This window comes from Runella sp. MFBS21 (assembly GCF_029433105.1).
Lineage (GTDB): Bacteria > Bacteroidota > Bacteroidia > Cytophagales > Spirosomataceae > Runella.
The window spans coordinates 126,072-147,808 of record NZ_JARNTW010000004.1; the positions used below are offsets into that span (position 1 = coordinate 126,072).

A 21,737-nucleotide genomic window follows, 5' to 3' on the forward strand; every position below is an offset into this window, starting at 1 on the left:
ATGCAGACAAAATCAGGAAGTTACGCAGTAAAAAGTGTGGCGGCCCTGGGTACTCAAAAAGTCGTAAGACGCATGGCTCGAAGTTTTTACTTCGAGCCTTTTTTGTTTTTAACTAATTTTAATCCCGAAATACGGATAAGCTGTATCACTAAAAAATAGGCCTCCTTTTAGAATGGGAATAGTTTAGCTGGTATTGCTTAGGAGTAACACCAAAGTGCTTCAGAAACATTTTAATGAACTTTATAGGTTGAGAATAGCCCACCATACTCGAAACTGCGCTTACGGGCAATCCTTGAAGAAGTTGAATAGAGGCATATTTCATCTTTTTATTCATGTAATACTCATAAAAAGGGCTGCCATACATCTTCTTGAAATGTAATTTAAAGGTAGGTACTTTTAATCCTAAATGATTTGCTACTTCACTGATTTCGGGGATAATTCCTTTCGATAGGTAGTCATCGATGAAAATATCAATGCTCCGAAGACTAATACTGTTTTCGGAAATTTTATTATTGCTACTCAAGTTTGTTTGTACTGACGTTTCGTTTATCTCATTAGAATCTTCTTTATGAGTTGGCTGAATTATAAAAAAAACTTCTGATTGAATCAGAGCAGATACTACTTTCTCTATGTCAGTTTGGCTAATAAAAAAATTTACATAAGAAGGTAGGATAGTTGGATTGATAGTAGGGCTGAATTTTGTCATGATATTTGGAAGTTAGATGGCTTTGTGTATAATTTAATATACTTTGGCGATTTCAAAAATTATACAAATTTTATGAATATTATGCTTGTTGGATATATTAGGTTGAAAAATGGATATATTCTATGGGATATTTGTATGATTATACTGAAAATAGTAATTAAAAATAAATTGTAATATTGCAGTGATTATATTTGAAAGAAGTAGTCAGTTCGAGTTTTGTGCTCTCTTATCACTACTTGTACTTTGATTGATTCGTTGATTAAGGATGTATAAATGAAAAGTATACCGATGATTTATTTTTTATGTAAAATATTTTAAAATTAAATTTTGGTATATTTTATCGATAAAATAGTAAAGATTGGTATAAAAACAAAATAGTTAAAAAAATAAAATATAGCTTTAAAGATTATTTGAAATTAGGCGGAGATATATGGTGTTAATTCCAACAATGAAAGATAAGAATATATGGTTTGTTGATGAGTATAGTGTAAGTCTTTTCTCTTTTAACTATAAAAAAAGATGCGCAAGGAGATTGAACTAAAACTTACAGAAATACAATACTGATTTAGATAGCCTTGCACAGAGAGTTAAAAGCCAAGTCAAGTCAAGACAGAGGTAGCTAATGGTTAGCTTAAAAAACTTGAGGCATAATGATTTTAGAGCCTTATTTACTGAAGGTAGGATTGATATTAGTGTATTGTATCTTAGCCATACACCAAAATTTGACTGGTGGCATGAGCATAGAGATAGCTGCTATTATTCAAAGAAAGTTGTGTAATACTTCAGATGCGAATCGGCGTGGAGATAAGTTTGCTATTGAGGGTAGTAGAAAAATCTTTCAGTTGGAATGCCACGGGTAGTGTAATAGTGAATAAAGGGTATTCCTTAAGTAGAATTAAATAAATAATGTAAGTTTGTCCCTTGATTATCAGAAGATTAAAAACGGTGATTTACCATACTTTGAAAATAACTTTAATAATTTACTCGTGTTTATGAACATCTTATTGATTGAAGACGACTCTTCGCACTCTCTACAGATAGAGGCAATGCTTTCAAAATTGGACTATAACATGATAGGGGTTGCTAAAAATTTTGAAGAAGCTATAGACATAATAAATCTTACTAGTATTGACTTAGTCTTATTAGATGTAGGGGCGAAGGGAGACAAAAGAGCTCTGGAAACAATAGCTTTACTATCGCCGCATCTTATTCCTATTGTATTAACACCAACTTACGACACCCAAGAACTATATGATAAAGTAAAAAAGTTAGATAATGTTTTTTATCTCGTGAAGCCTTTTCATATACATACCCTTGATAATAGCATAAGACTTTTGAAGCGTAAAACGGAAATAAATACTGAGTTTATACGAGGTGGGGTAAGAAGCGAAATTATTGCTTTGAAAAATATTTTATATATTGAGGTAGAGCGGACCTATTCCTTTATTCAGACTGAAAATCGCCGATATGCTTTCAAGAAATCATTGACTCTGTTAAAGAAGCAAATACCAGTGGGCGCATTTATTCAAATTCATCGTAGTTTTTTGGTGAACAAAAAATACATCAAAAGGATAGATATTGAACGTAGTATGGTAGAACTAGAAGGAGGTGTCATTTTGCCAATGAGCCGCAGGGTAAAACATTTGTTGATTTCTAAAGACATTAAAGATATTGGATGATTGAATTTGCGAATGAATTATATTATTGTTTTTCATTTATTAGTAAGGTGAATGTTTTTTGAATTATAATTTCGTTGTAATGAAAGAAGGAAGTATAATTTTTTGTTTTTAATATACTAAAAAAATGTAATTTTAATATTGAAAAGTCATCGTAGGTTTATTTTTTACAAAGAAGGATATTAATTGAAGTAATAGGATATTAAATTTAAAAATAATTTTTTGTTGACATATATTAGTGTAATTGTGAATATTTTAAAAGTTTTTACCCTAAAATATATCTTTTGTAATATTTTTTAAAAACTCTATAAGGACTGTTTATTAGTGATCAATTCAATGGAGTTCTAATTTGTATGTGCTATGGGTTATTATGAAGCTGTGTGGGGCTACAACTTTACAAACAAGTCTAGTTTTTATCGGTACTTAAGGAGTTATAAAAATACAACCAAATTCACCTAAAATAGGGAGCTGCCTAAAGTCCCACCATTCCATTATTGAAAATGAGAGACAAGTGAGAGAGAAATAGGTCTACTTACAGCAGTGTTGTAGCAGTACCCCCTTGATTATTCTTGGTAGATTAATAGTATCAGCCAAAAAAGCAGAAGACGCTATATCTTCTGCTTTTTTGTTGGGTTTGGCAAGATTCATGCTGTCTTTTGCGTTGTTAAACGAGCCAAACAGTTTATTATGAAAAAAATGTATTCACTCTTTTCCTTTGTACGTCTCTTTTTGCTCCTTGTAGTTTTATTGAACGGATATAGAAGCTATGCCCAACGAGAAGTGCAGTATTCCCAATACCTCGTCAATCCACTTGCCATCAATCCTGCGGCCACCGGTGTTCGCGAAAATTTTTACTTCAATGCGGTTTTGCGTCGTCAGTTTATAGCGGGAGTACAGGGGCTTCCTGTGACTCAATCCTTTGCCATGGATGGAAGCCTCGCCAATGGTAAAGTAGGCTTAGGACTACTGGGCCTAAACGACCGCGTCGCAGTCAATACGGCGGTGTTTGGAAGTATTTCTTACATCTTTAAAATATCAGAAGAGCAAAAAATTTCGATTGGAGGCTTAGGAGGTATCAATGTCTTACCTACGCGCAACGCCATCAATACAGGAGGAAGCCTCAATAAAGCACTCGCTAGTGCGGGTGTCGGAATTTATTATGAAGATGAGGTGTTTTTTGGAGGAGTCTCTATGCCTGAAATACTCAAACAACAATACGGCTACAATAACACAAGTGGATTACTTAACTATCAACGACCCTTGTTTGTACAGTTAGGGATGAAGACAGACTTGGTAGAAGAACTGGATTTTAGACCTTCTATCGTTTTGACAAAACCTGAAAATGGCAAAATACGTACTGATTTGAATGCTTTGGCACATTATAAAAGTAGAATTTTGGCAGGGCTTTCGGTTCGCATAGGTACTACTACTTATATACAAGGACTGCTAGGGTTTGACATTTCGAAGAACATTCGGGTGGGTTACACCTATAATTCTCGCCGTGTAGAAGATTTTAACGGTACTTCTAATAATATTCCTGGAGCAGGAAAAGGAATTCATGAAATTGTTTTTACACTTCAACCCAATCCACGTGTAGATTAGTTTTTTGCTAAAACTATACGATTTTTGCAATTTTTTACAAATACATAAGCTAACTTTGCCCGACTGAATCTAAGTGGTTTTCAAATGGAAAAATACTCATATATAGCTAATTCGGAAGCAGCGTACATTGAAGAGTTGTACCAGAAGTACCAGCAGCAACCAGACTCGGTTGATTTGAGCTGGCAACGATTTTTTGAAGGTTTTGAATTTTCAATTAAATATGGAGAAAACAAACCTCATATAAATGGAAATGGAGCTGCCGCTCCCGCCGCCGAAAAACCAGTTTCGGCAAGCCACACCCGCAAAGAAATGGAGGTAGTTCACCTCATTAGAGGGTATCGCCAAAGAGGGCACCTTAAGTCTCAAACCAACCCGCTAGGGCCTCGTAAAGACCGTCAGGCGCAATTAGATTTGCAAGATTTCAATCTTTCGGAGGGCGATTTGGACACTGTTTTTGAAGCCGGTATTGAAGTGTTTGGCCGACCAGCCAAACTGCGTGAAATCGTGGAAGCCCTTCAAAAGGTATATACTCAAAAAATAGGATTTGAGTATCAGTATATCCGCGACCGACGTGCCAAAAGCTGGTTGCGTAAAAAAATCGAAGACGAATATCTCAACTTCAAGCCTACTATTGAGCAGAAAAAGAGAATCTTGGAAAAACTCAATGAGGCTGTTACGTTCGAAAATTTCTTGCATACGAAGTTTCTTGGTAAAAAAAGATTTTCGCTTGAAGGGGGAGAAGCTACCATTCCGGCTCTTGATGTGGTACTAAATAGAGGTGCAGAGCTAGGAGTAGAAGAAGTAGTAATTGGGATGGCGCACCGTGGGCGTCTCAATGTGCTCACCAACATCATGCAAAAATCTTATGACCAGATTTTCAATGAGTTTGAAGAGAATGTAGTACTTGATGAGTTTAGTGATGGTGATGTAAAATACCATATGGGGTACGAGAGCCAAGTTGAGACCACTTCAGGTAAGCGAGTAAGTCTCAAACTTATGCCCAATCCTTCTCACCTCGAAGCAGTCAATCCCGTAGTAGTAGGGTACGCACGTGCTCGCGCCGATGAACACTATAACCATATTCCGGGGCAAGATAAATATGACCCTGTGCTGCCGATTTTGATTCACGGTGATGCCGCAGTCGCTGGTCAAGGTATTGTGTATGAAGTGACCCAAATGTCTAATTTGCCGGCTTATTACACGGGAGGTACGCTACATTTTGTGATCAACAACCAAGTAGGATTTACCACTGACCACGAAGACAATCGTTCGTCCATTTATTGTTCTGATATTGCTCGTATTGTAGATGCTCCTATCTTCCACGTCAATGGTAACGACCCCGAGGCGGTAGCATTTGTAATGAAAATCGCGGTCGAATTCCGTCAGGAGTTTAATCGGGATGTATTTGTAGATATGGTATGTTATCGTAAATATGGCCACAACGAAGCGGATGAGCCTCGTTTTACGCAGCCTACGATGTATACCAAGATCTCTCAACAGCTCAATGGGCGTGATTTGTATATGAAGATGCTCACCGAACGGGGTGAACTTGATGCGCAAATTGCCGACCAAATGAAAGTAGAATTGGAAGGCGAGCTACAAGAATTATTACAAAAAGTAAAACAAAAGCAACTACCTTATCAACGTCCTAAACTAGAACGTGATTGGGCTGAGCTTCGTCGTTCGATTCCCGAAGACTTTGAAGAATCGCCTGCTACTGGTATATCAAATGATGTAATTGAAAAAGTAGGAAATGCACTTACTAATTTGCCAGAAGGCTTCAAAGTGTTGAAGCAAATTGAGAAAGTCATAGAAGAACGCAAACAAATCTTTAGCGGCGAAAAACCATTTAACTGGTCGGCAGGTGAATTGTTAGCTTATGGCTCTATCTTGGCCGAAGGTCGTACCGTACGTATGACAGGTCAAGATGTGCAACGTGGTACGTTCTCTCATCGCCATGCAGTACTTCACGAGGTAGATTCCAACGAAAATTATAATAGCCTTGCACACATTGGCGAGGGACAAGGCATATTTGAAATATACAATTCTCTTTTGTCAGAGTATGGCGTGATGGGCTTTGAATATGGTTATGCCATGGCCAATCCTCACGCACTTGTAATATGGGAGGCGCAGTTCGGTGATTTTGCCAACGGCGCCCAAATTATGGTCGATCAGTTTATTTCGGCTACCGAGTCGAAATGGAATGCCATGAACGGCTTAGTGATGCTCTTGCCTCATGGATATGAAGGACAAGGCCCTGAGCACTCAAGCGCTCGTCCCGAACGTTTCTTGATTTTGTCGGCTGAGTACAATATGTATGTATGTAATGTTACTACGCCAGCCAACTTCTTCCACATGATTCGCCGTCAATTGGCATTGCCCTTCCGCAAACCTTGCATTTTGATGTCGCCTAAGTCGATGCTTCGTAGTCCTTATGCTGTTTCGCCTATGAGCGATTTTGAGGAAGGGACTCGTTTCCAAGAAACCATTGGTGATACTTTTGCTGAACCTAAAAAGGTAAAAAGAGTGTTACTTTGTACAGGGAAGTTGTATTGGGAATTGTATGAAAAACAACAAAAAGACAACCGAAAAGATGTGGCAATCATTCGTATTGAGCAGTTACATCCTTTCCCCGAAAAGCAAGTAGAAGCGCATCTGTCTCAATACAAAAAAGCGGAAGTAGTTTGGGTACAGGAAGAACCCGAAAACATGGGTTATTGGACGTTTGTTTTGCGGGCATTCCCTCAAATTGGCTTAGGAAAGGTATTGGCTCGTAAGCCTAGTGCATCTCCTGCTACTGGTTACATGAAAATCCACGCTAAAGAGCAAGCAGAGCTTATTGAGCAAGCTTTTAATGTAGGCTAACCTACATTTTGATTAAATAACCAACATTAAGATTCATTGAACAACTAGGATATAACGGATAATAGGAACAATGTCACAGATTGAAATAAAAGTGCCTACCGTAGGAGAATCTATCACAGAGGTAACGATTGGTTCTTGGGTAAAAAAAGATGGCGAGACTGTCAAAAGAGATGAAGTCATTTGTAGTCTGGATTCAGACAAAGCTTCTTTTGAAGTGGTAGCCGAAGCCGATGGTGTATTGCGTATCAAAGCACAAGAAGGCGACGTGTTGCCAATAGGAGGATTGATTTGTTTGATCGAAACTAGTGCTGCTGCCCCAGCACCTGTTGCTGCTAATCCAGCCCCAGCTACTACAACTGCTGCCCCTGCACCTAGTGCTCCTGCGGCAGCATCAAAAGTAGTAGAAATGAAAGTACCTACCGTGGGAGAATCTGTGACTGAAGTGACTATCGCCAACTGGAATAAAAAAGATGGCGAAACCGTGCAGTTGGATGAAGTACTTTGTGAACTAGAGTCTGATAAAGCTACCTTCGAACTTCCTGCTGAGGCGGCAGGGGTGCTTCGTATTGTAGCAGAAGCTGGCTCAACTTTGGCAATTGGAGCTGTAATTTGTCGGATTGAAGTAGGAGCTACTGCGCAGCCAGCTGCTAGCAATGGGCAGCCTGCACCAGCCGAAGCCAAAACCGTATCAGCCAATGCTGAATCTACTACTTATGCTGCCGGGCATCCTTCACCAGCTGCCGCAAAAATCTTAGCTGAGAAAGGCATTGATCCAAAAGATGTCTCGGCTTCGGGAGTAGGAGGTCGAATCACCAAAGAAGATGCTCAAAATGCACAGGCACCAGCGCCTGCTCCAGTGGCTAAGCCTAGTACTCCTGCTGCTCCGCCAGCACAAGCAAGTGCTAAATCAGAAGTAGGGGCACGAAGCCAACGTCGCGTTAAAATGACATCGCTTCGCAAAACCATTGCACGCCGCTTGGTAGCAGTCAAAAATGAGACAGCCATGTTGACTACATTCAATGAAGTCGATATGAAGCCTATCATGGATATCCGTGCTAAGTACAAAGACAAATTCAAGGAAAAACATGGCGTAGGTCTAGGTTTTATGTCTTTCTTCACTAAAGCTTGCGCGGTAGCATTGCAAGAATTCCCCATTGTAAATTCATACATTGACGGTGATGAAGTCGTCAACAACGATTTCTCTGATATTTCTATCGCTGTATCGACCGACCGTGGGTTGGTGGTACCGGTAATTAGGAATGCAGAGCAGATGAATTTTTCGGAAATAGAAAAAGAAATCATCCGCTTGGCAGGCTTGGCTAGAGACAACAAACTTACCATTGAGCAAATGCAAGGTGGCACCTTTACCATTACCAATGGTGGTATCTTTGGTTCAATGCTTTCTACACCTATTATCAACGCACCTCAATCGGCGATTTTGGGAATGCACAACATCGTCGAGCGTCCTGTAGTGGTAAACGGCGAAATTGTAATTCGGCCTATCATGTATGTAGCCCTTAGTTACGACCACCGCATCATTGACGGGCGCGACTCGGTAAGTTTCTTGGTTCGAGTAAAACAACTCTTAGAAGACCCCACCAGATTGTTGTTGGAGGTTTAAGATTTCATACCACAAAGACGCAGCCAAATTCTGCGTCTTTGTTTTTATAAAGACCTACCTATTTTTTATAGATTTTAATAGAAATAAAAATGCAATACGACGTTATCGTAATCGGCTCAGGGCCTGGTGGCTATATATGCGCAATTCGTTGTGCACAATTAGGCTTAAAAACTGCCATCATCGAAAAATATAAAACATTAGGAGGAACTTGCCTCAATGTAGGGTGTATTCCTTCCAAAGCCTTGCTCGATTCTTCAGAGCATTTCTACAATGCTTCCCATAGCTTTGCAGAGCATGGTATCAAACTCGAAAATCTTCAGGTAGATTTAGCACAGATGATTGCCCGCAAAAACGAGGTGGTAAACCAAGTGTGCAAAGGAGTTGAGTTTTTAATGAAAAAAAATAAAATTGACGTTTATCAAGGTCTAGGGTCATTTGTAGATAAGAATACTGTAAAAGTGACCAAAGAAAACGGCGAAATAGAAATGATTACTTCCAAAAATGTGGTAATCGCTACAGGGTCTAAACCTTCTTCGCTGCCAGGTGTAACAATCGATAAAAAACGTATCATCACTTCTACCGAAGCTCTTACACTTAAAGAAATCCCTAAGCATCTTATTGTGATTGGAGCAGGAGTGATTGGAGCAGAACTAGGATCTGTATATGCGCGTATTGGGGCAAAAGTTAGTTTTGTAGAATATGCCCCTGCCATGATCCCAACCATGGATGGTACCATGAGCAAAGAACTTCTGAAAACTGTGAAAAAACTCGGGGCTGATTTTTACTTTAGCCATAAAGTAAAAACGGTAGAGAATACTGGCGAAGAGGTGATTGTAACTGCTGAAAACCCCAAAGGAGAAATCGTTACGTTTACGGGGGATTATTGTTTGATGAGCGTAGGTCGCCGTCCTTATACCGACGGGCTTGCTCTTGAAAACGCAGGACTTGAAGCTGATAAGAGAGGCAAGATTGAAGTAGATGAGCATACCCTCCAAACCAAAGTGCCTAATATTTATGCCATTGGAGATGTGATTCGGGGAGCAATGCTAGCTCACAAGGCCGAAGAAGAAGGAGTGTTTGTGGCAGAGACCATCGTAGGCCAAAAACCTCATATCAATTATCTTCTGATTCCGAATGTAGTCTATACTTGGCCAGAAGTAGCAGGAGTAGGCTACACTGAAGAAGAACTTAAAGCAAAAGGAACAGCTTACAAAACAGGTTCTTTCCCTTTCAAGGCACTAGGTCGCGCCAGAGCAAGTATGGATATCGATGGCGTAGTGAAAGTATTGGCTGATAAAGAAACCGACGAAATTTTGGGAGCACACATCATTGGACCACGCGCTGCTGATATGATAGCAGAGGCAGTAGTAGCGATGGAGTATCGTGCTTCGGCCGAAGATGTAAGCCGAATGTCGCATGCGCACCCTACTTATACTGAGGCCTTTAAAGAAGCTTGTTTGGCCGCTACTGCCAACCGCGCCTTGAACGCTTAGTAAGCCTACAAAAAAATTACTCCAAACCGATAGCGTCTACTAAACGCTATCGGTTTTTTGTTGGAAATGCGTTTTTATTTTTTCGATTTCATCTGAGAGAGGTGCCGAGATATTAAACGGAAAAACAATCAACGAAAGATTTTCTTCAAAATAAAAAGGAGGCAAAGGCACCTGAAAACCATCATGGGCGGGATATAAAAGATAAAGAGACTCGGCGGCATATTTGTGGCCATAGGCATAGAGTTGATATAGGTCTGATTGCTCAATGCCATAGGTCGAACTTTGGGGTTCAATCCACTTCCATTTGATATCTAGTACGATAGTAAGATTGGCTTTGCGCACTACCAAGTCAGGACGAAGCCCGAAGCGGCGCTTGCCGGCATGGTCATTGACCAGAAAAAGAGAGTCTTCTTGATAAAAAACCTCAAAATCACTCAAATATTTTTTAAATCCTTGGGCTACATATTGCTCAAAAAGCCGCTCTGCCGGAAACAATAAAGAATCTGTAAAATGCTGGCCTTGAGTGGCCCAAGATTGCTGATTCAATAAAACCTTAGCCCATTGCAGGGCTTTTTGGTATCGGTCAAAACGACGATCTAATTGCGAAATTTTTTCAAAATCAAGTCTTATATTAGAAGATGTAGAGACTTCTTCTAAAGCAAAGCGTAGGTGTCTTAGTCTTACTTGATTAGGTAAATGTTGGCTTTTAGGGATCAAAAACATTACACAACTTTTGAGCAGTCGATTGGGGACAATATCGGATTTAAATTCATCACTAGCCGTAAAGAAAGTTTCTAAACGATGAGGTTTTTGGCGTGAAGGAAGCCATTTGCCTTTAAGAAAATTATGTTCGTTTTCGATAGTTTGATAGGTTTTTTGTAACCCTTGCCGCACGATTTGTTCAGTCTCTTGGATAAAAACCGTGATGAAAATCTCCAAAAGTGGCAAATTTGCTTGATTCAAATGGGCTGATGATATGCTTCGAAACGCTAATAGATTACTATAGCGAAGCATTTTTAAAAGTCCTTGTCGCGCTTGGGTAGGGTGGCTTTGGCGAGATAATTTGGGCAAAATTTCAAATTGGCTACCATCAGCCGTTTGGAGCAATCCCACGAAGTTTTTGAGTTTAATGATTTCTACACCTTTATAAATAGAAAAACTCAAAATGGCGTCAGCGTTTTGGCTAAAAACTAATTTTTTGAGAAGCTCAAAAGTTGTATCTGGAACAAATACGTCTGAAGACGTAGAGATAGAAAGAGAAATCGCCTGCGTCGATATTTTGCGGATAGTGTCATACTCATATACGACAAAGCGGGATAGGGGCATGAATTGTTGTGGTTAGATATTGCTAAATTAGTAAAAATCAATTACCTTTGCACCGCAATTTACTATTGATGATTTTGAGGGGAGTCGAATTCCCCTTTTTTGTTGGAAGAAAATGAATCTAAAAGAACAAATCATCGGATTACTCACGCCACTTCTGGAAGATGACAAGTATTTTATTGTAGAAATTCAGGTTTCGCCTTCCAAAATAAGACAAAAAGTAACCGTATTGATAGATAGTGATGAAGGAATTAGCATAGATGAATGTGCCGAAATCAGCCGTAAATTAGGAGACTTGATTGAAGAGCAGGCTATTTTACCCAATGCTTATATCTTAGAAGTTTCGTCGCCGGGGGTAGATTATCCATTATCCATGCCTCGCCAATTTCGTAAAAACATTGGTCGTACTTTGAAGGTGATACTGCCAGAAGGTATCGAAAAAAAAGGTCAATTAGTGTCAGCTTCTGAAGAGGGATTTGTGCTATTGGAAGAACTAAAAAAGAAGAAAAAAGACCAAGTGCCCAACGAGCTGTCTTTTGCTTACGCTGATATCGTAAGAGTAGAAGTACAGATTAAATTTTAAAAAGAACAAAAACCATTAACAAATAACGATAAACTCTTTCGTAAGAAAATGGATAGCGTAGTATTGATAGAATCTTTTGCCGAGTTTGCTCGCTCCAAAAATATAGATCGCCCTACCATTATAAAGGTGTTGGAGGAAGTGTTTCGCACAATGATTCGTAAAAAATACGGTACTGATACCAATTTTGATGTCATTATCAACCCCGATACTGGAGATTTAGAAATGTGGCGTACCCGCGAAATCGTGGATGATAATTCGGAAGATATTTGGGAACCAGATAAAATTCCGCTAGCAGAAGCCCGGAAAATTCAGGATGACTTTGAGGTGGGCGAAGAAGTGGCTGAAGAGGTAAAATTAGAGGATTTTGGACGTCGATTGGTACAAACAGCACGCCAGACGTTGATTCAAAAAGTAAAAGATTTAGAAAAAGAACTCCTATATTATAAATACAAAGATATGGTCGGTGACCTTATCACAGTAGAAGTATATCAGATTCTTAAAAACGAAATCATTTGCTTGGATTCAGAAAGTAACGAACTCGTTTTGCCGAAACAAGAACAAATCTTTAAGGATAAATATCGTAAAGGAGAGCCCGTAAAAGTAGTGATTCATAAGGTAGAACTTAACAATGGTACACCTCGTATTACACTTTCGCGGACTTCACCAGTATTTTTGGAGAGATTGTTTGAAACCGAAATTCCCGAAATTTATGACGGATTAATCAATATTCGTAAGATTGTACGGGAGCCAGGTGAGCGTGCTAAAGTAGCCGTAGAATCTTATGACGACCGCATCGACCCCGTAGGGGCTTGCGTAGGTATGAAAGGTTCGCGAATTCATACGATTGTTCGTGAATTGAACAATGAGAATATTGACGTGATCAATTACACCGAAAATCTAGAACTTCTCATTCAACGTGCTTTAAGCCCTGCTAAGATTACTTCTATGTCAATCGACAAAGAAGGTAAGCGAGTGGCAGTATATCTCAAACCCGACCAAGTGTCGTTGGCAATTGGAAAGGGAGGTCAAAATATCAAGCTTGCAGGGCGACTTGTAGGTATGGAGATAGATGTGTTTAGAGATGTAGAAGGCCAAGAAGACGAAGAGGACGTTGACTTGAGCGAATTTACAGATGAGATTGACGAGTGGATGATTGAAGAATTCCGCAAGATAGGTTTGGACACTGCTAAGCAAGTAATCAATATTAGTAGAGAAGAACTTGTGCGCCGTACCGACCTTGAAGAAGAAACAGTGGAAGAAATCTTGGAAATTTTGCGTCGTGAGTTTGAGTAGAAAACAGATTTTGGGGTTGATTTTCACCTTTTGTGAAAATTAAAAACCAGAATAATTGCCGACTACCCTCAACGTACACCATATGGATAACCATACTTGATAAATAAATCTTTATCTTTGGGTTAATTTTCAGGGTTTTCCTAATAACGAATAAACAATAACCCGTACTCAAGTACGAATATTTCCAGTATGTCGGAAGAAAAAAGTATGCGCCTTAGCCAAGCGGCCCGAATTCTCAACCGAAGCCACGCGGCGGTTGCGAGTATTTTGGGCGCAAAAGGTTTTAAGGTTGACAACAATCCTAACACCAAACTAAACGCAGAGCAGTTAGAATTTTTGGCAAAAGAATTCAAGGCTGATGGTCTGCTAGGGGGAAGTACGCCCAAAAAAGAGGAGGTAAACATTCCCGTAGCTCCTTCAGAAGATAGCCCTGTGTTGTATTTCCGTAATTCTCAGTCAGGAGTTGCTCCTAAGCCTGTCAATCCAGAGGTTCAATCTGAGAAGATAGAAAAAAGCGCTGAGCCTGAGCGCGCAGAAACCTCGTCGATTGGACTTAAAGTAGTGGGCAAGATAGATTTGGATGCCCCCAGAAGTACAAAAAATGTGGTACCTCCTAAGGTGGTCGAAGAACCTAAGCCAGTGGAAGCACCCGTAGAAGAGAAAAGAGTAGAACCAGTAGTAGAAGTGGTGGTTCCTGAAATAGTAGTTGAAAAACCAGTAGTAGAAGAGCCTAAGCTGCCTGAAGAACCTAAAGCCATAGCTCCTGTATCTTCTGTACCTGTGATAGAAGCTAAGCCTGAAGTGGTTTCGGCGCCAATGGTGGAACAACCTATTGTGGAGGTAAAAGCGGAGGCAGTTTCAGCACCAGAAGTGACTCCTCCACCTGTCGAAACACCTGAACTTCCTAAGGCACCAGTCGTAGAGCAAGTGGTGAAAGAGGATGTAGTAAAAAATGAGCCAGTAGTAGAACCGCCTAAAGCACCCGTGGTGGAGCCTAAAATTGCTCCCAAAGAACAACCAAAACCAGTACCACCTGTTGCTAAAGTGGAAAAGCAGCAGGCTCCATTTGTCCATCCTAAAAATAAACCAGCTGCCCCCAAAGAAGTGTTACCGACAGAGCCAGAAATTGAACCTGAGCTTATAGAAGCCAAAGCCGATCAACTCAAAGGATTGACGATTTTAGGCAAAATTGAGCTACCTACCGAGCGCCGTAGCGGCGGAGAAAGTGGCGGTCATAAGGATAAAGACCGCGACAAAAAACGTAAACGTAAACGTTTGCGCAAAGGGGAGAAAGTAACCGAAAATACCCCACAAGCACAAAACAATAATAATAATAACAGCAACAACAACAACAACAACAACAATAATAATAATAGCAATAATAACAATAAAGGGAAGGGCGAAAAAGGTGGACATCCTAACACTAACAACGCCAATAATCCCAATAATAACAACGCCAACAAGGGAGCTAGTACCCCAAATACGCCAGCTGCAAACACCCCTAATAACAATGCCAAAAAAGGCAATACAGCAGGAACACCTAACAGCGGTGGCGGTGGTAACAACAAAAAAGGTAATAATCGGCGTGAACGCAAAGACGAAATCACCGACAAAGAAGTATCTGAGTCAATCAAGGCTACCAATGCTAGATTGAGCGGAGGTACACGGGGTAAAAACTTTGGAGCCGACAAACGCCGCGAGCGTAGAAGAGTAAGGGCAGAAGCAGAAGAAGAACGCTTGATGCAAGAGCAAGAAGATGCAAGAGTACTTAAAGTAACTGAATTTATTTCGGCCAATGAGCTTGCGTCGCTTATGGGTGTATCAGTACAAGAAGTAATTTCGGTATGTTTGAGTATGGGGATGTTTGTCTCCATAAACCAACGCTTGGATGCCGAAAGTATCACCCTGATAGCAGATGAATTTGACTATGAAGTAGAATTTATTTCGGCAGAAGAAGAAATCCAAGGTGATGTAGAAGTAGAAGAAGATGATGAGGAATCGTTGCAAGAACGTGCACCAATTGTAACTATCATGGGGCACGTTGACCACGGTAAAACATCTTTACTTGACTATATTCGACGCACTCGCGTAGCAGCCGGCGAAGCTGGCGGAATTACGCAGCACATTGGAGCCTACAGTGTTAAGACAGACGGTGGTCGTCGAATCGCCTTCCTCGATACACCAGGTCACGAAGCCTTTACGGCGATGCGTGCCCGTGGAGCCAAAGTAACTGACGTAGTTATTATCGTCATTGCGGCTGATGATTCAGTAATGCCTCAAACACGCGAAGCCATCAACCACGCCCAAAACGCGGGGGTGCCGATTGTGTTTGCATTTAGTAAAATTGACAAGCCTGGTGCCAACCCTGAAAAAATACGGGAGGCATTGGCCAATATGAATATCTTGGTCGAAGAGTGGGGTGGTAAATATCAAACCCAAGAAATCTCTTCAAAATCAGGTTTGGGGATTCCAGACTTGTTGGAGAAGGTGCTTTTAGAGGCAGATTTGTTGGAACTCAAGGCAAATCCTGACCGCCGTGCTTCTGGTACGGTGATTGAAGCCTCTCTCGACAAAGGGCGTGGATATGTGGCTACCATTTTGGTGCAAACAGGTACATTGCGAGTGGGTGATGTGATTTTGGCAGGTGCTCACTTTGGTCGTGTAAGAGCAATGTTTGATGCTACCGGAACTCGCCTCAAGGAAGCAGGACCTTCTACGCCAGTTCAATTGTTAGGCCTAAACGGAGCACCACAAGCGGGAGATAAGTTCAACGTAATGGAAAATGAGCGTGAAGCGCGCGAAATTGCCAACAAACGTGAGCAAATCATGCGTGAGCAGACCATTCGCACTCGTAAGCATATTACTCTTGAGGAAATTGGGCGTCGTAAAGCTATCGGAACCTTCAAAGAACTCAATATTATTGTTAAAGGTGACGTGGACGGGTCGGTAGAAGCACTTTCTGATTCATTGTTGAAACTCTCGACCGAAGAAGTTCAAGTAAATATCATTAACAAAGCGGTGGGGCAAATTGCCGAATCAGATGTTAACCTTGCAATTGCGTCTGATGCCATTATTGTTGGTTTCCAAGTAAGACCTTCCAACAATGCCAAAAAACTGGCCGAACAAGAACAAATCGAAATTCGTCTATACTCCGTTATTTATGATGCTATCAACGAGGTGAAAGATGCTATGCTAGGCTTATTAGAGCCTACCATGGAGGAAGTGATCGTGGGTAATGCCGAAGTACGTGAGGTGTTTAAAATCAGCAAAGTTGGTACAGTGGCGGGTTCTTATGTTACAGATGGTCTCATCAAACGTAATAACAAAGTACGCGTCATTAGAGACTTTATTGTGGTACATGAAGGCGAAATATCTCAGCTCAAACGCTTTAAAGATGATGTCAATGAAGTAAAATCTGGCTTTGAATTCGGATTGAGTATCAAAGGTCTCAACGATATCCAAATTGGAGATGTCATCGAAAGTTTTGAGATGAAAGAAGTAAAAAGAACACTCTAAGTCAACTGGCAAGCTCCAAAAACGGGCTCGAATGAAAGCTTTGCAGTTAATGGACTTACCTCAATAATTTTTTTAACAGGCTTTTGGAACTTCCAGAAGCCTGTTTGTTTTGTTGTAACTATAGTCAGTTTTATTGACATTAAAATGCCCATACCCCTCATACACTTGAAGGTGAACCGTGGCCTTGTCTATGATAAACTCTCTATCAACACCCGTTTTTTGGGTTATAATATTATATTTGTGTTTATTTTAAGTAGTTAAGTAGCGCTGCACCGTAATTAACAAATCCTAGCCTGTGAAAAATATTCCTTCCGAAATAGCTCATAGCGTACCCCAGAGGCCTCCTTGGCGCAACATGATGCTGTTGATAGGGCTGATATTACTTGGTATGTCGATAGGTAATATGTTAGCAATGGGGGCTATCGTGTTGTTGAGCTTTATGCACGGAAAGCTTAGTCTAGAGCAAATTACTCAAATGCTCCAAACCCCTGAACAATTTCCGTATGCATGGTGGTACTTAATGTTGTTGCAGGGAGTATCTCACTTTTTCTCTTTTTTTCTACCTAGCATAATTTACTGGAAATGGTCTGAGCAGCACCGTATTGAAGAGTTTGTACGTCGTCCTCTTCCTTCCTATTTGGTGTTGGCAATTGTGTTGTTGACAGTTATCGTTTTTATGCCTTTCAACAGTTGGGTGATTGAATGGAATAGCCATCTACACTTGCCGCAAGGATTACAAAGATTGGAGGAGTGGATGTCGGGTAAAGAACAAGAACTCGCTCGAATGACCCAATTCTTGACAAATTTTGATTCTGTGTTAAAGTTAATTGTGGCGGTGCTAGTTATTGCAGTGATTCCAGCGGTAGGAGAAGAGGTGTTGTTTAGAGGTATTATACAGCGTAAAATTTTCCATAAAATTGGTGATGTCCATCTCTCTATTTGGATTACGGCGGTGCTTTTTAGTGCCATACATCTACAATTTTTTGGCTTTATTCCAAGGCTCTTACTAGGGGGAATGTTTGGATATATGTATGTTTGGACGCGTAATTTGTGGGCACCTATTTTTGCTCACTTTGTCAACAATGCCACCACTATCATTCTTGTGTTTCTAGCCCATCGAAAAGCAATAAATTTTGATGTAGAAAATACCGAATCTTCAGTGCCTTGGATTGGAGCCTTAGTGTCTTTGGCACTAACTACCGGATTGCTCTTTAACTTGAAAATGATTGTAAACCGAAGCTCAGCCTCTACGAATGGTACTCAATAACTGGGAAAAGATTTTTGAAACAAGTTTTCAACACCGAGCCGAGATTGTAAAAGAATATCTAGAACAACAAGGTATTTCGGCGGTAATCATCAATAAACAGGATAGTAGTTATCATTTTGGAAAGTGCGAGGTGTATGTTCCTCTGAAGGATTCAATCATCGCTAAAACAATTGTAGTGAATGAAATCTCGTTTGGATAAATTATCAAACCTTCAACAACGCATCATAGCGGCTATTGTAGGAGTTGCCATTATTTTATGGGCTATTTTATACGCAGATTGGACTTTTTTATTGCTTTTTTGCGCTATCAGTACCTTTACCCAATTAGAGTTTTATAAACTCTTGGGTCTCGATGGCAATCAGCCCTTGACCTATTATGGCACCATGTGTGGCGTTTTTATCAATGTACTTACCTATTTGATAGAAAAAGAAATTATAGGTTTTCAGAATTATTTTCTCATTAGCCCTCTAGTGACGATGATATTCTTCATTAAGCTTTATAAAAAGCGAGATTTGAAACCTTTTCAAAATATTGCTTTTACTTTTTTGGGTATTATTTATGTAGCGATTCCTTTTTCCCTTTTGAGTGTGTTGGCGATGAGAGGCGGCACCTACAACTTTGAAATTGTATTAGGGTGTTTGTTATTGCTTTGGGCTACAGACATCGGTGCTTATTTTGCTGGTACTTACTTAGGTAAGCGTAAGCTCTTTGAAAGAGTTTCTCCCAAAAAATCTTGGGAAGGAGCGGCGGGAGGAGCCGCTTTCGCTGGATTAGTAGCTTTTGTACTAGGTATTTATTTCAAAAGCCACGAGCCTTGGGAATGGTATTGTATTGCAGCGTTGATTGTGGTAGGAGGTACCCTAGGCGATTTGGTAGAATCACTATTCAAAAGAAGTATTGCTATCAAAGATTCGGGAAGTACAATCCCAGGACATGGCGGTTTTTTAGACCGTTTTGATGGGTTACTTCTTTCGGCTCCTTTTATTGTGACCTTTGTTAAAATTTTTTCCTGAACTAAGACGTTAAAATAGTAGTAGTTTTGTGGTTCCTGAACTTAAATAGAACATCATGCAACAAAAAAATATATATAGCTTCTTCTTCTTGGTACTCTTGTGCATGGGGTTGGTAGTTGTATCTTCGAATGAAGCCCAAGCCCAAGGACAAGTCAAAAGTATTATGTTTACGGGACGTGTAGTGGGTGTAAAAGGCACTCAGACTCTATCCAAAGCTTATATATTTATTCCGCGAGCAGGAAGAGGAACACTTGCCGATGAAGGAGGGTATTTTGCTTTGCCCGTATTTCCTGGTGATAGTGTGGTGTTTAGCTATCTGGGTTATCAGAAGCAGTACCATGTCATTCCTCGTCGGCACATGGAAGAGTCTTACTCTGCTATTATCTTGATGAAAGAAGATATTAAGACTTTAGCTGAAGTAAAAGTCTATCCATATGCAACTGAGGAGGAGTTTAAAAAAGCCATCATAGCTATGAAGCTACCAGATGAATTTGAACGTGAAAACCTCGAAAAAAATACCCGGCAAGAATTGCTAATGCAAATGGCTGCCGCTACTCCCATGAGTGCAGCAAGTAATTATAGGTCTTTTATGGACCAACAGATATTTGGCCGAGAAAATGCCGCTAATCGAAGTTTTACAACTGCCTTCCCTTTCCTCAATCCATTTGCTTGGGCTAACTTCTTAAAGTCAGTTAAAAACGGTGACTTGAAAAAGAAAGAATATCGTGAAATCCTGAATCAGGCCCCCCGCGAGAATCTTACACGTCAAGATATTTTAAAGAAAGATTAGCCTAGCGTGAGCCCTTAGGGGTACCAAAGTTTTGCATACTCATATGCTTACCGTCAAAGGTAGCGTAGCTTTGATATACAATCCAGTCTCCTAAAATCACCACGTGACTTTGCCCTTCTCCAATGGGATGGTAAACCTCTATATGGCGGTGGCCAAAAACATAAAAATCGTGGTGCTTTTTGTTTTCTTGTTCAATCGCGTACTGAATAAGCCATTCATTTTTTTCTCCCAAAAATTGGGGTAAGTCTGCTTTGGCATGTTTTTTCCAACTGTGTTCTGCCCACGATTGCCCTAGCCAGAGTGCCCAATCAGGGTGCATGAGATTACCAAAAGCCCAACGGGAAATTTTGCTTTCAAAGACTTTTTGTAGCACCTTATAAGAATAATCCCCCGGTCCTAGACCATCGCCATGAGTCACTAAAAATCGAGTGGTAGAGGTATGGGATTGAATGTTCATTTCTAAAGGGCGTCTGTACATCTTTACGTTAAGCTCTTTGACAAGATAGTCGGTCATCCACATATCATGGTTGCCTGGAAAGACGATGACTTCAATACCAGCATCTGTAAGTTCACCTAGTTTTCCCAAAAAACGCACAAATCCCTTCGGTACTACCCGCCGATGCTCGTACCAAAAATCAAACAAATCACCAACTAAACAAATCACTTGAGCTTCGTGGCGAATGCTTTCTAACCATTTGACTACTTGCCGCTCTCTTTCAAGGCTTTTGGCATGGGTAGGTGCCCCTAAATGAAAATCGGATGCAAAGAAAATTTTTTTTCCGGAAAGAAGTTGTACTTCTAACTGCTGAAAAGACATGTTTTATATTTTAGAATTCGGGCAAAAATACGGAGATTACTTTAATAAGATTTTTTAACTTTACGCTTCACCTGTATCAATATTAAATAGAATTTATCATGCCCACAAAAGCAGAAGTATTTGAAAACATTGCTTCGGACTTGGCTCAACAAGGTTTCAACGTCGTAAAACAAGACCAAACTCGTCCTTGGGGAGGTTTTTTTGTGTTGGACGAAGCCCAAACTCCAGCCTTTGCCGCAAAGTATTTCCCAAGCGTAGAGTTGTCGACGATACAAATTACACAAAAACTTAGTCCTAAAATTTTGGTAGTAGCTCCCGAAAAAAGATTGTCATGGCAATATCATCATAGGAGAGCCGAAATTTGGCGTGTAGTGAGTGGCATTGTAGGAGTAGTAAAAAGTGATACTGACCAAGAAACAGAAGTGAAATCTTACGAACCTGGTGAACTCATCACACTACGTCAAGGAGAGAGGCACCGGCTGGTAGGTTTAGCAGAATGGGGGGTATTAGCCGAAATTTGGCAGCATACCGATGCTTCTAACCCCTCAGATGAAGACGATATTGTACGCGTTCAGGATGATTTTGGACGATAATTTATAATAGGGTTAAAGAGCATTAATCTAAAATTTCAACATGGAAGAATCACTTCGTTATCCGATTGGTCAATTTGAGTACGGAAAAATATACACACCCGCTGAGACAAAATCTCAGATTCAAACCATCAATGCATTGCCGTCGAAGTTGTTTAATGCCGTAAATCCCCTCACAGAAGCCCAGCTCGACACACCTTATCGTCCAGGTGGGTGGACGGTGTTGCAAACAGTGCACCACGTAGCCGATAGCCACATGAATGCATATATTCGTTTTAAATTAGCATTGACTGAAGAAAACCCTTCTATCAAACCTTACGAAGAAGCGCTATGGGCTGAACTAGCTGATGGTAGAGGTGCTCCTGTCGATTGGTCATTGCAATTGCTCAAATATGTGCATTTACGGTGGGGTGTATTACTCAACTCCCTTACTGATGCTGATTTAGAACGAACTTACTTTCATCCTGAATCCAAACGAGTGTTTGCGCTGAGAGAAGTGGTAGCTATGTATGCTTGGCATAGTGAGCATCACTATGAGCATATCAATCGGCTGTGTTTACGAGAAGGGTGGAAATAAGAAAG

Annotated in this window: 17 protein-coding genes; 14 read left to right on the forward strand and 3 right to left on the reverse strand. The window is 40.4% G+C overall.

Features of this window, described 5'->3' with window-relative positions:
- Positions 1-148 precede the first annotated feature (148 nt).
- On the reverse strand, positions 149-706 hold the full coding sequence (locus P1X15_RS11025) for an AraC family transcriptional regulator (protein ID WP_277338182.1): 558 nt from the start codon (positions 704-706) through the stop codon (positions 149-151).
- Positions 707-1,698: 992 nt separating this feature from the next.
- Between P1X15_RS11025 and P1X15_RS11030 the strand changes: the two genes are divergently transcribed.
- The 5 genes from P1X15_RS11030 to lpdA all read left to right on the forward strand — a co-directional run bounded on the left by P1X15_RS11030 (position 1,699) and on the right by lpdA (position 9,963).
- On the forward strand, positions 1,699-2,385 hold the full coding sequence (locus P1X15_RS11030; RefSeq protein ID WP_277338183.1) for a LytTR family DNA-binding domain-containing protein: 687 nt from the start codon (positions 1,699-1,701) through the stop codon (positions 2,383-2,385).
- Positions 2,386-3,078: 693 nt separating this feature from the next.
- Positions 3,079-3,984, forward strand: a complete 906-nt coding sequence (locus P1X15_RS11035; RefSeq protein WP_277338184.1) for a PorP/SprF family type IX secretion system membrane protein — start codon at positions 3,079-3,081, stop codon at positions 3,982-3,984.
- Between the two features lie 84 nt (positions 3,985-4,068).
- Positions 4,069-6,849 carry a 2-oxoglutarate dehydrogenase E1 component gene (locus P1X15_RS11040; RefSeq protein ID WP_277338185.1) on the forward strand — a complete coding sequence of 927 codons (2,781 nt, stop codon included), beginning with the start codon at positions 4,069-4,071 and terminating at the stop codon, positions 6,847-6,849.
- Positions 6,850-6,919: 70 nt separating this feature from the next.
- Positions 6,920-8,470 (forward strand): 2-oxoglutarate dehydrogenase complex dihydrolipoyllysine-residue succinyltransferase, encoded by a 1,551-nt coding sequence (gene odhB, locus P1X15_RS11045; RefSeq protein WP_277338186.1) that lies wholly within the window; start codon positions 6,920-6,922, stop codon positions 8,468-8,470.
- Between the two features lie 89 nt (positions 8,471-8,559).
- The gene (lpdA, locus tag P1X15_RS11050; RefSeq protein ID WP_277338187.1) at positions 8,560-9,963 is read left to right on the forward strand and encodes a dihydrolipoyl dehydrogenase; all 1,404 of its coding nucleotides are present in this window, start codon (positions 8,560-8,562) and stop codon (positions 9,961-9,963) included.
- Positions 9,964-10,002: 39 nt separating this feature from the next.
- On the opposite strand, the gene P1X15_RS11055 is transcribed toward lpdA, so the two are convergent.
- Positions 10,003-11,289 carry an McrC family protein gene (locus P1X15_RS11055; protein WP_277338188.1) on the reverse strand — a complete coding sequence of 429 codons (1,287 nt, stop codon included), beginning with the start codon at positions 11,287-11,289 and terminating at the stop codon, positions 10,003-10,005.
- A 112-nt stretch (positions 11,290-11,401) separates the two neighbouring features.
- On the opposite strand from P1X15_RS11055, the gene rimP reads away from it, so the two are divergent.
- The 7 genes from rimP to P1X15_RS11090 all read left to right on the forward strand — a co-directional run bounded on the left by rimP (position 11,402) and on the right by P1X15_RS11090 (position 19,748).
- Positions 11,402-11,869: a ribosome maturation factor RimP gene (gene rimP, locus P1X15_RS11060; RefSeq protein WP_277338189.1), complete on the forward strand. Its 468-nt coding sequence runs from the start codon at positions 11,402-11,404 to the stop codon at positions 11,867-11,869.
- Between the two features lie 48 nt (positions 11,870-11,917).
- A complete protein-coding gene (gene nusA / locus P1X15_RS11065; RefSeq protein WP_028668355.1) occupies positions 11,918-13,162 on the forward strand; it encodes a transcription termination factor NusA in 1,245 nt (414 codons plus the stop codon).
- 189 nt (positions 13,163-13,351) lie between these two features.
- Positions 13,352-16,678 (forward strand): translation initiation factor IF-2, encoded by a 3,327-nt coding sequence (gene infB, locus P1X15_RS11070; protein ID WP_277338190.1) that lies wholly within the window; start codon positions 13,352-13,354, stop codon positions 16,676-16,678.
- 295 nt (positions 16,679-16,973) lie between these two features.
- Positions 16,974-17,945 (forward strand): CPBP family intramembrane glutamic endopeptidase, encoded by a 972-nt coding sequence (locus P1X15_RS11075; RefSeq protein ID WP_277338191.1) that lies wholly within the window; start codon positions 16,974-16,976, stop codon positions 17,943-17,945.
- A complete protein-coding gene (locus P1X15_RS11080) occupies positions 17,932-18,144 on the forward strand; it encodes a putative signal transducing protein (protein ID WP_028668357.1) in 213 nt (70 codons plus the stop codon). The genes P1X15_RS11075 and P1X15_RS11080 overlap by 14 nt, the downstream gene beginning before the upstream one ends.
- Positions 18,125-18,958, forward strand: a complete 834-nt coding sequence (locus P1X15_RS11085) for a phosphatidate cytidylyltransferase (protein WP_277338192.1) — start codon at positions 18,125-18,127, stop codon at positions 18,956-18,958. The genes P1X15_RS11080 and P1X15_RS11085 overlap by 20 nt, the downstream gene beginning before the upstream one ends.
- Positions 18,959-19,013: 55 nt before the next feature.
- Complete coding sequence (locus tag P1X15_RS11090) at positions 19,014-19,748, forward strand: carboxypeptidase-like regulatory domain-containing protein (protein WP_277338193.1); 735 nt, start codon at positions 19,014-19,016, stop codon at positions 19,746-19,748.
- A gap of 1 nt (position 19,749) precedes the next feature.
- Here the strand turns inward: P1X15_RS11090 and P1X15_RS11095 are convergent, their stop codons facing one another.
- Complete coding sequence (locus tag P1X15_RS11095) at positions 19,750-20,565, reverse strand: UDP-2,3-diacylglucosamine diphosphatase (RefSeq protein WP_277338194.1); 816 nt, start codon at positions 20,563-20,565, stop codon at positions 19,750-19,752.
- Between the two features lie 98 nt (positions 20,566-20,663).
- Between P1X15_RS11095 and P1X15_RS11100 the strand changes: the two genes are divergently transcribed.
- The gene (locus P1X15_RS11100) at positions 20,664-21,158 is read left to right on the forward strand and encodes a phosphoheptose isomerase (RefSeq protein WP_277338195.1); all 495 of its coding nucleotides are present in this window, start codon (positions 20,664-20,666) and stop codon (positions 21,156-21,158) included.
- Between the two features lie 40 nt (positions 21,159-21,198).
- Entirely contained in the window at positions 21,199-21,732 is a 534-nt protein-coding gene (locus tag P1X15_RS11105) for a YfiT family bacillithiol transferase (RefSeq protein ID WP_277338196.1), read from the forward strand.
- Positions 21,733-21,737: the final 5 nt, after the last annotated feature.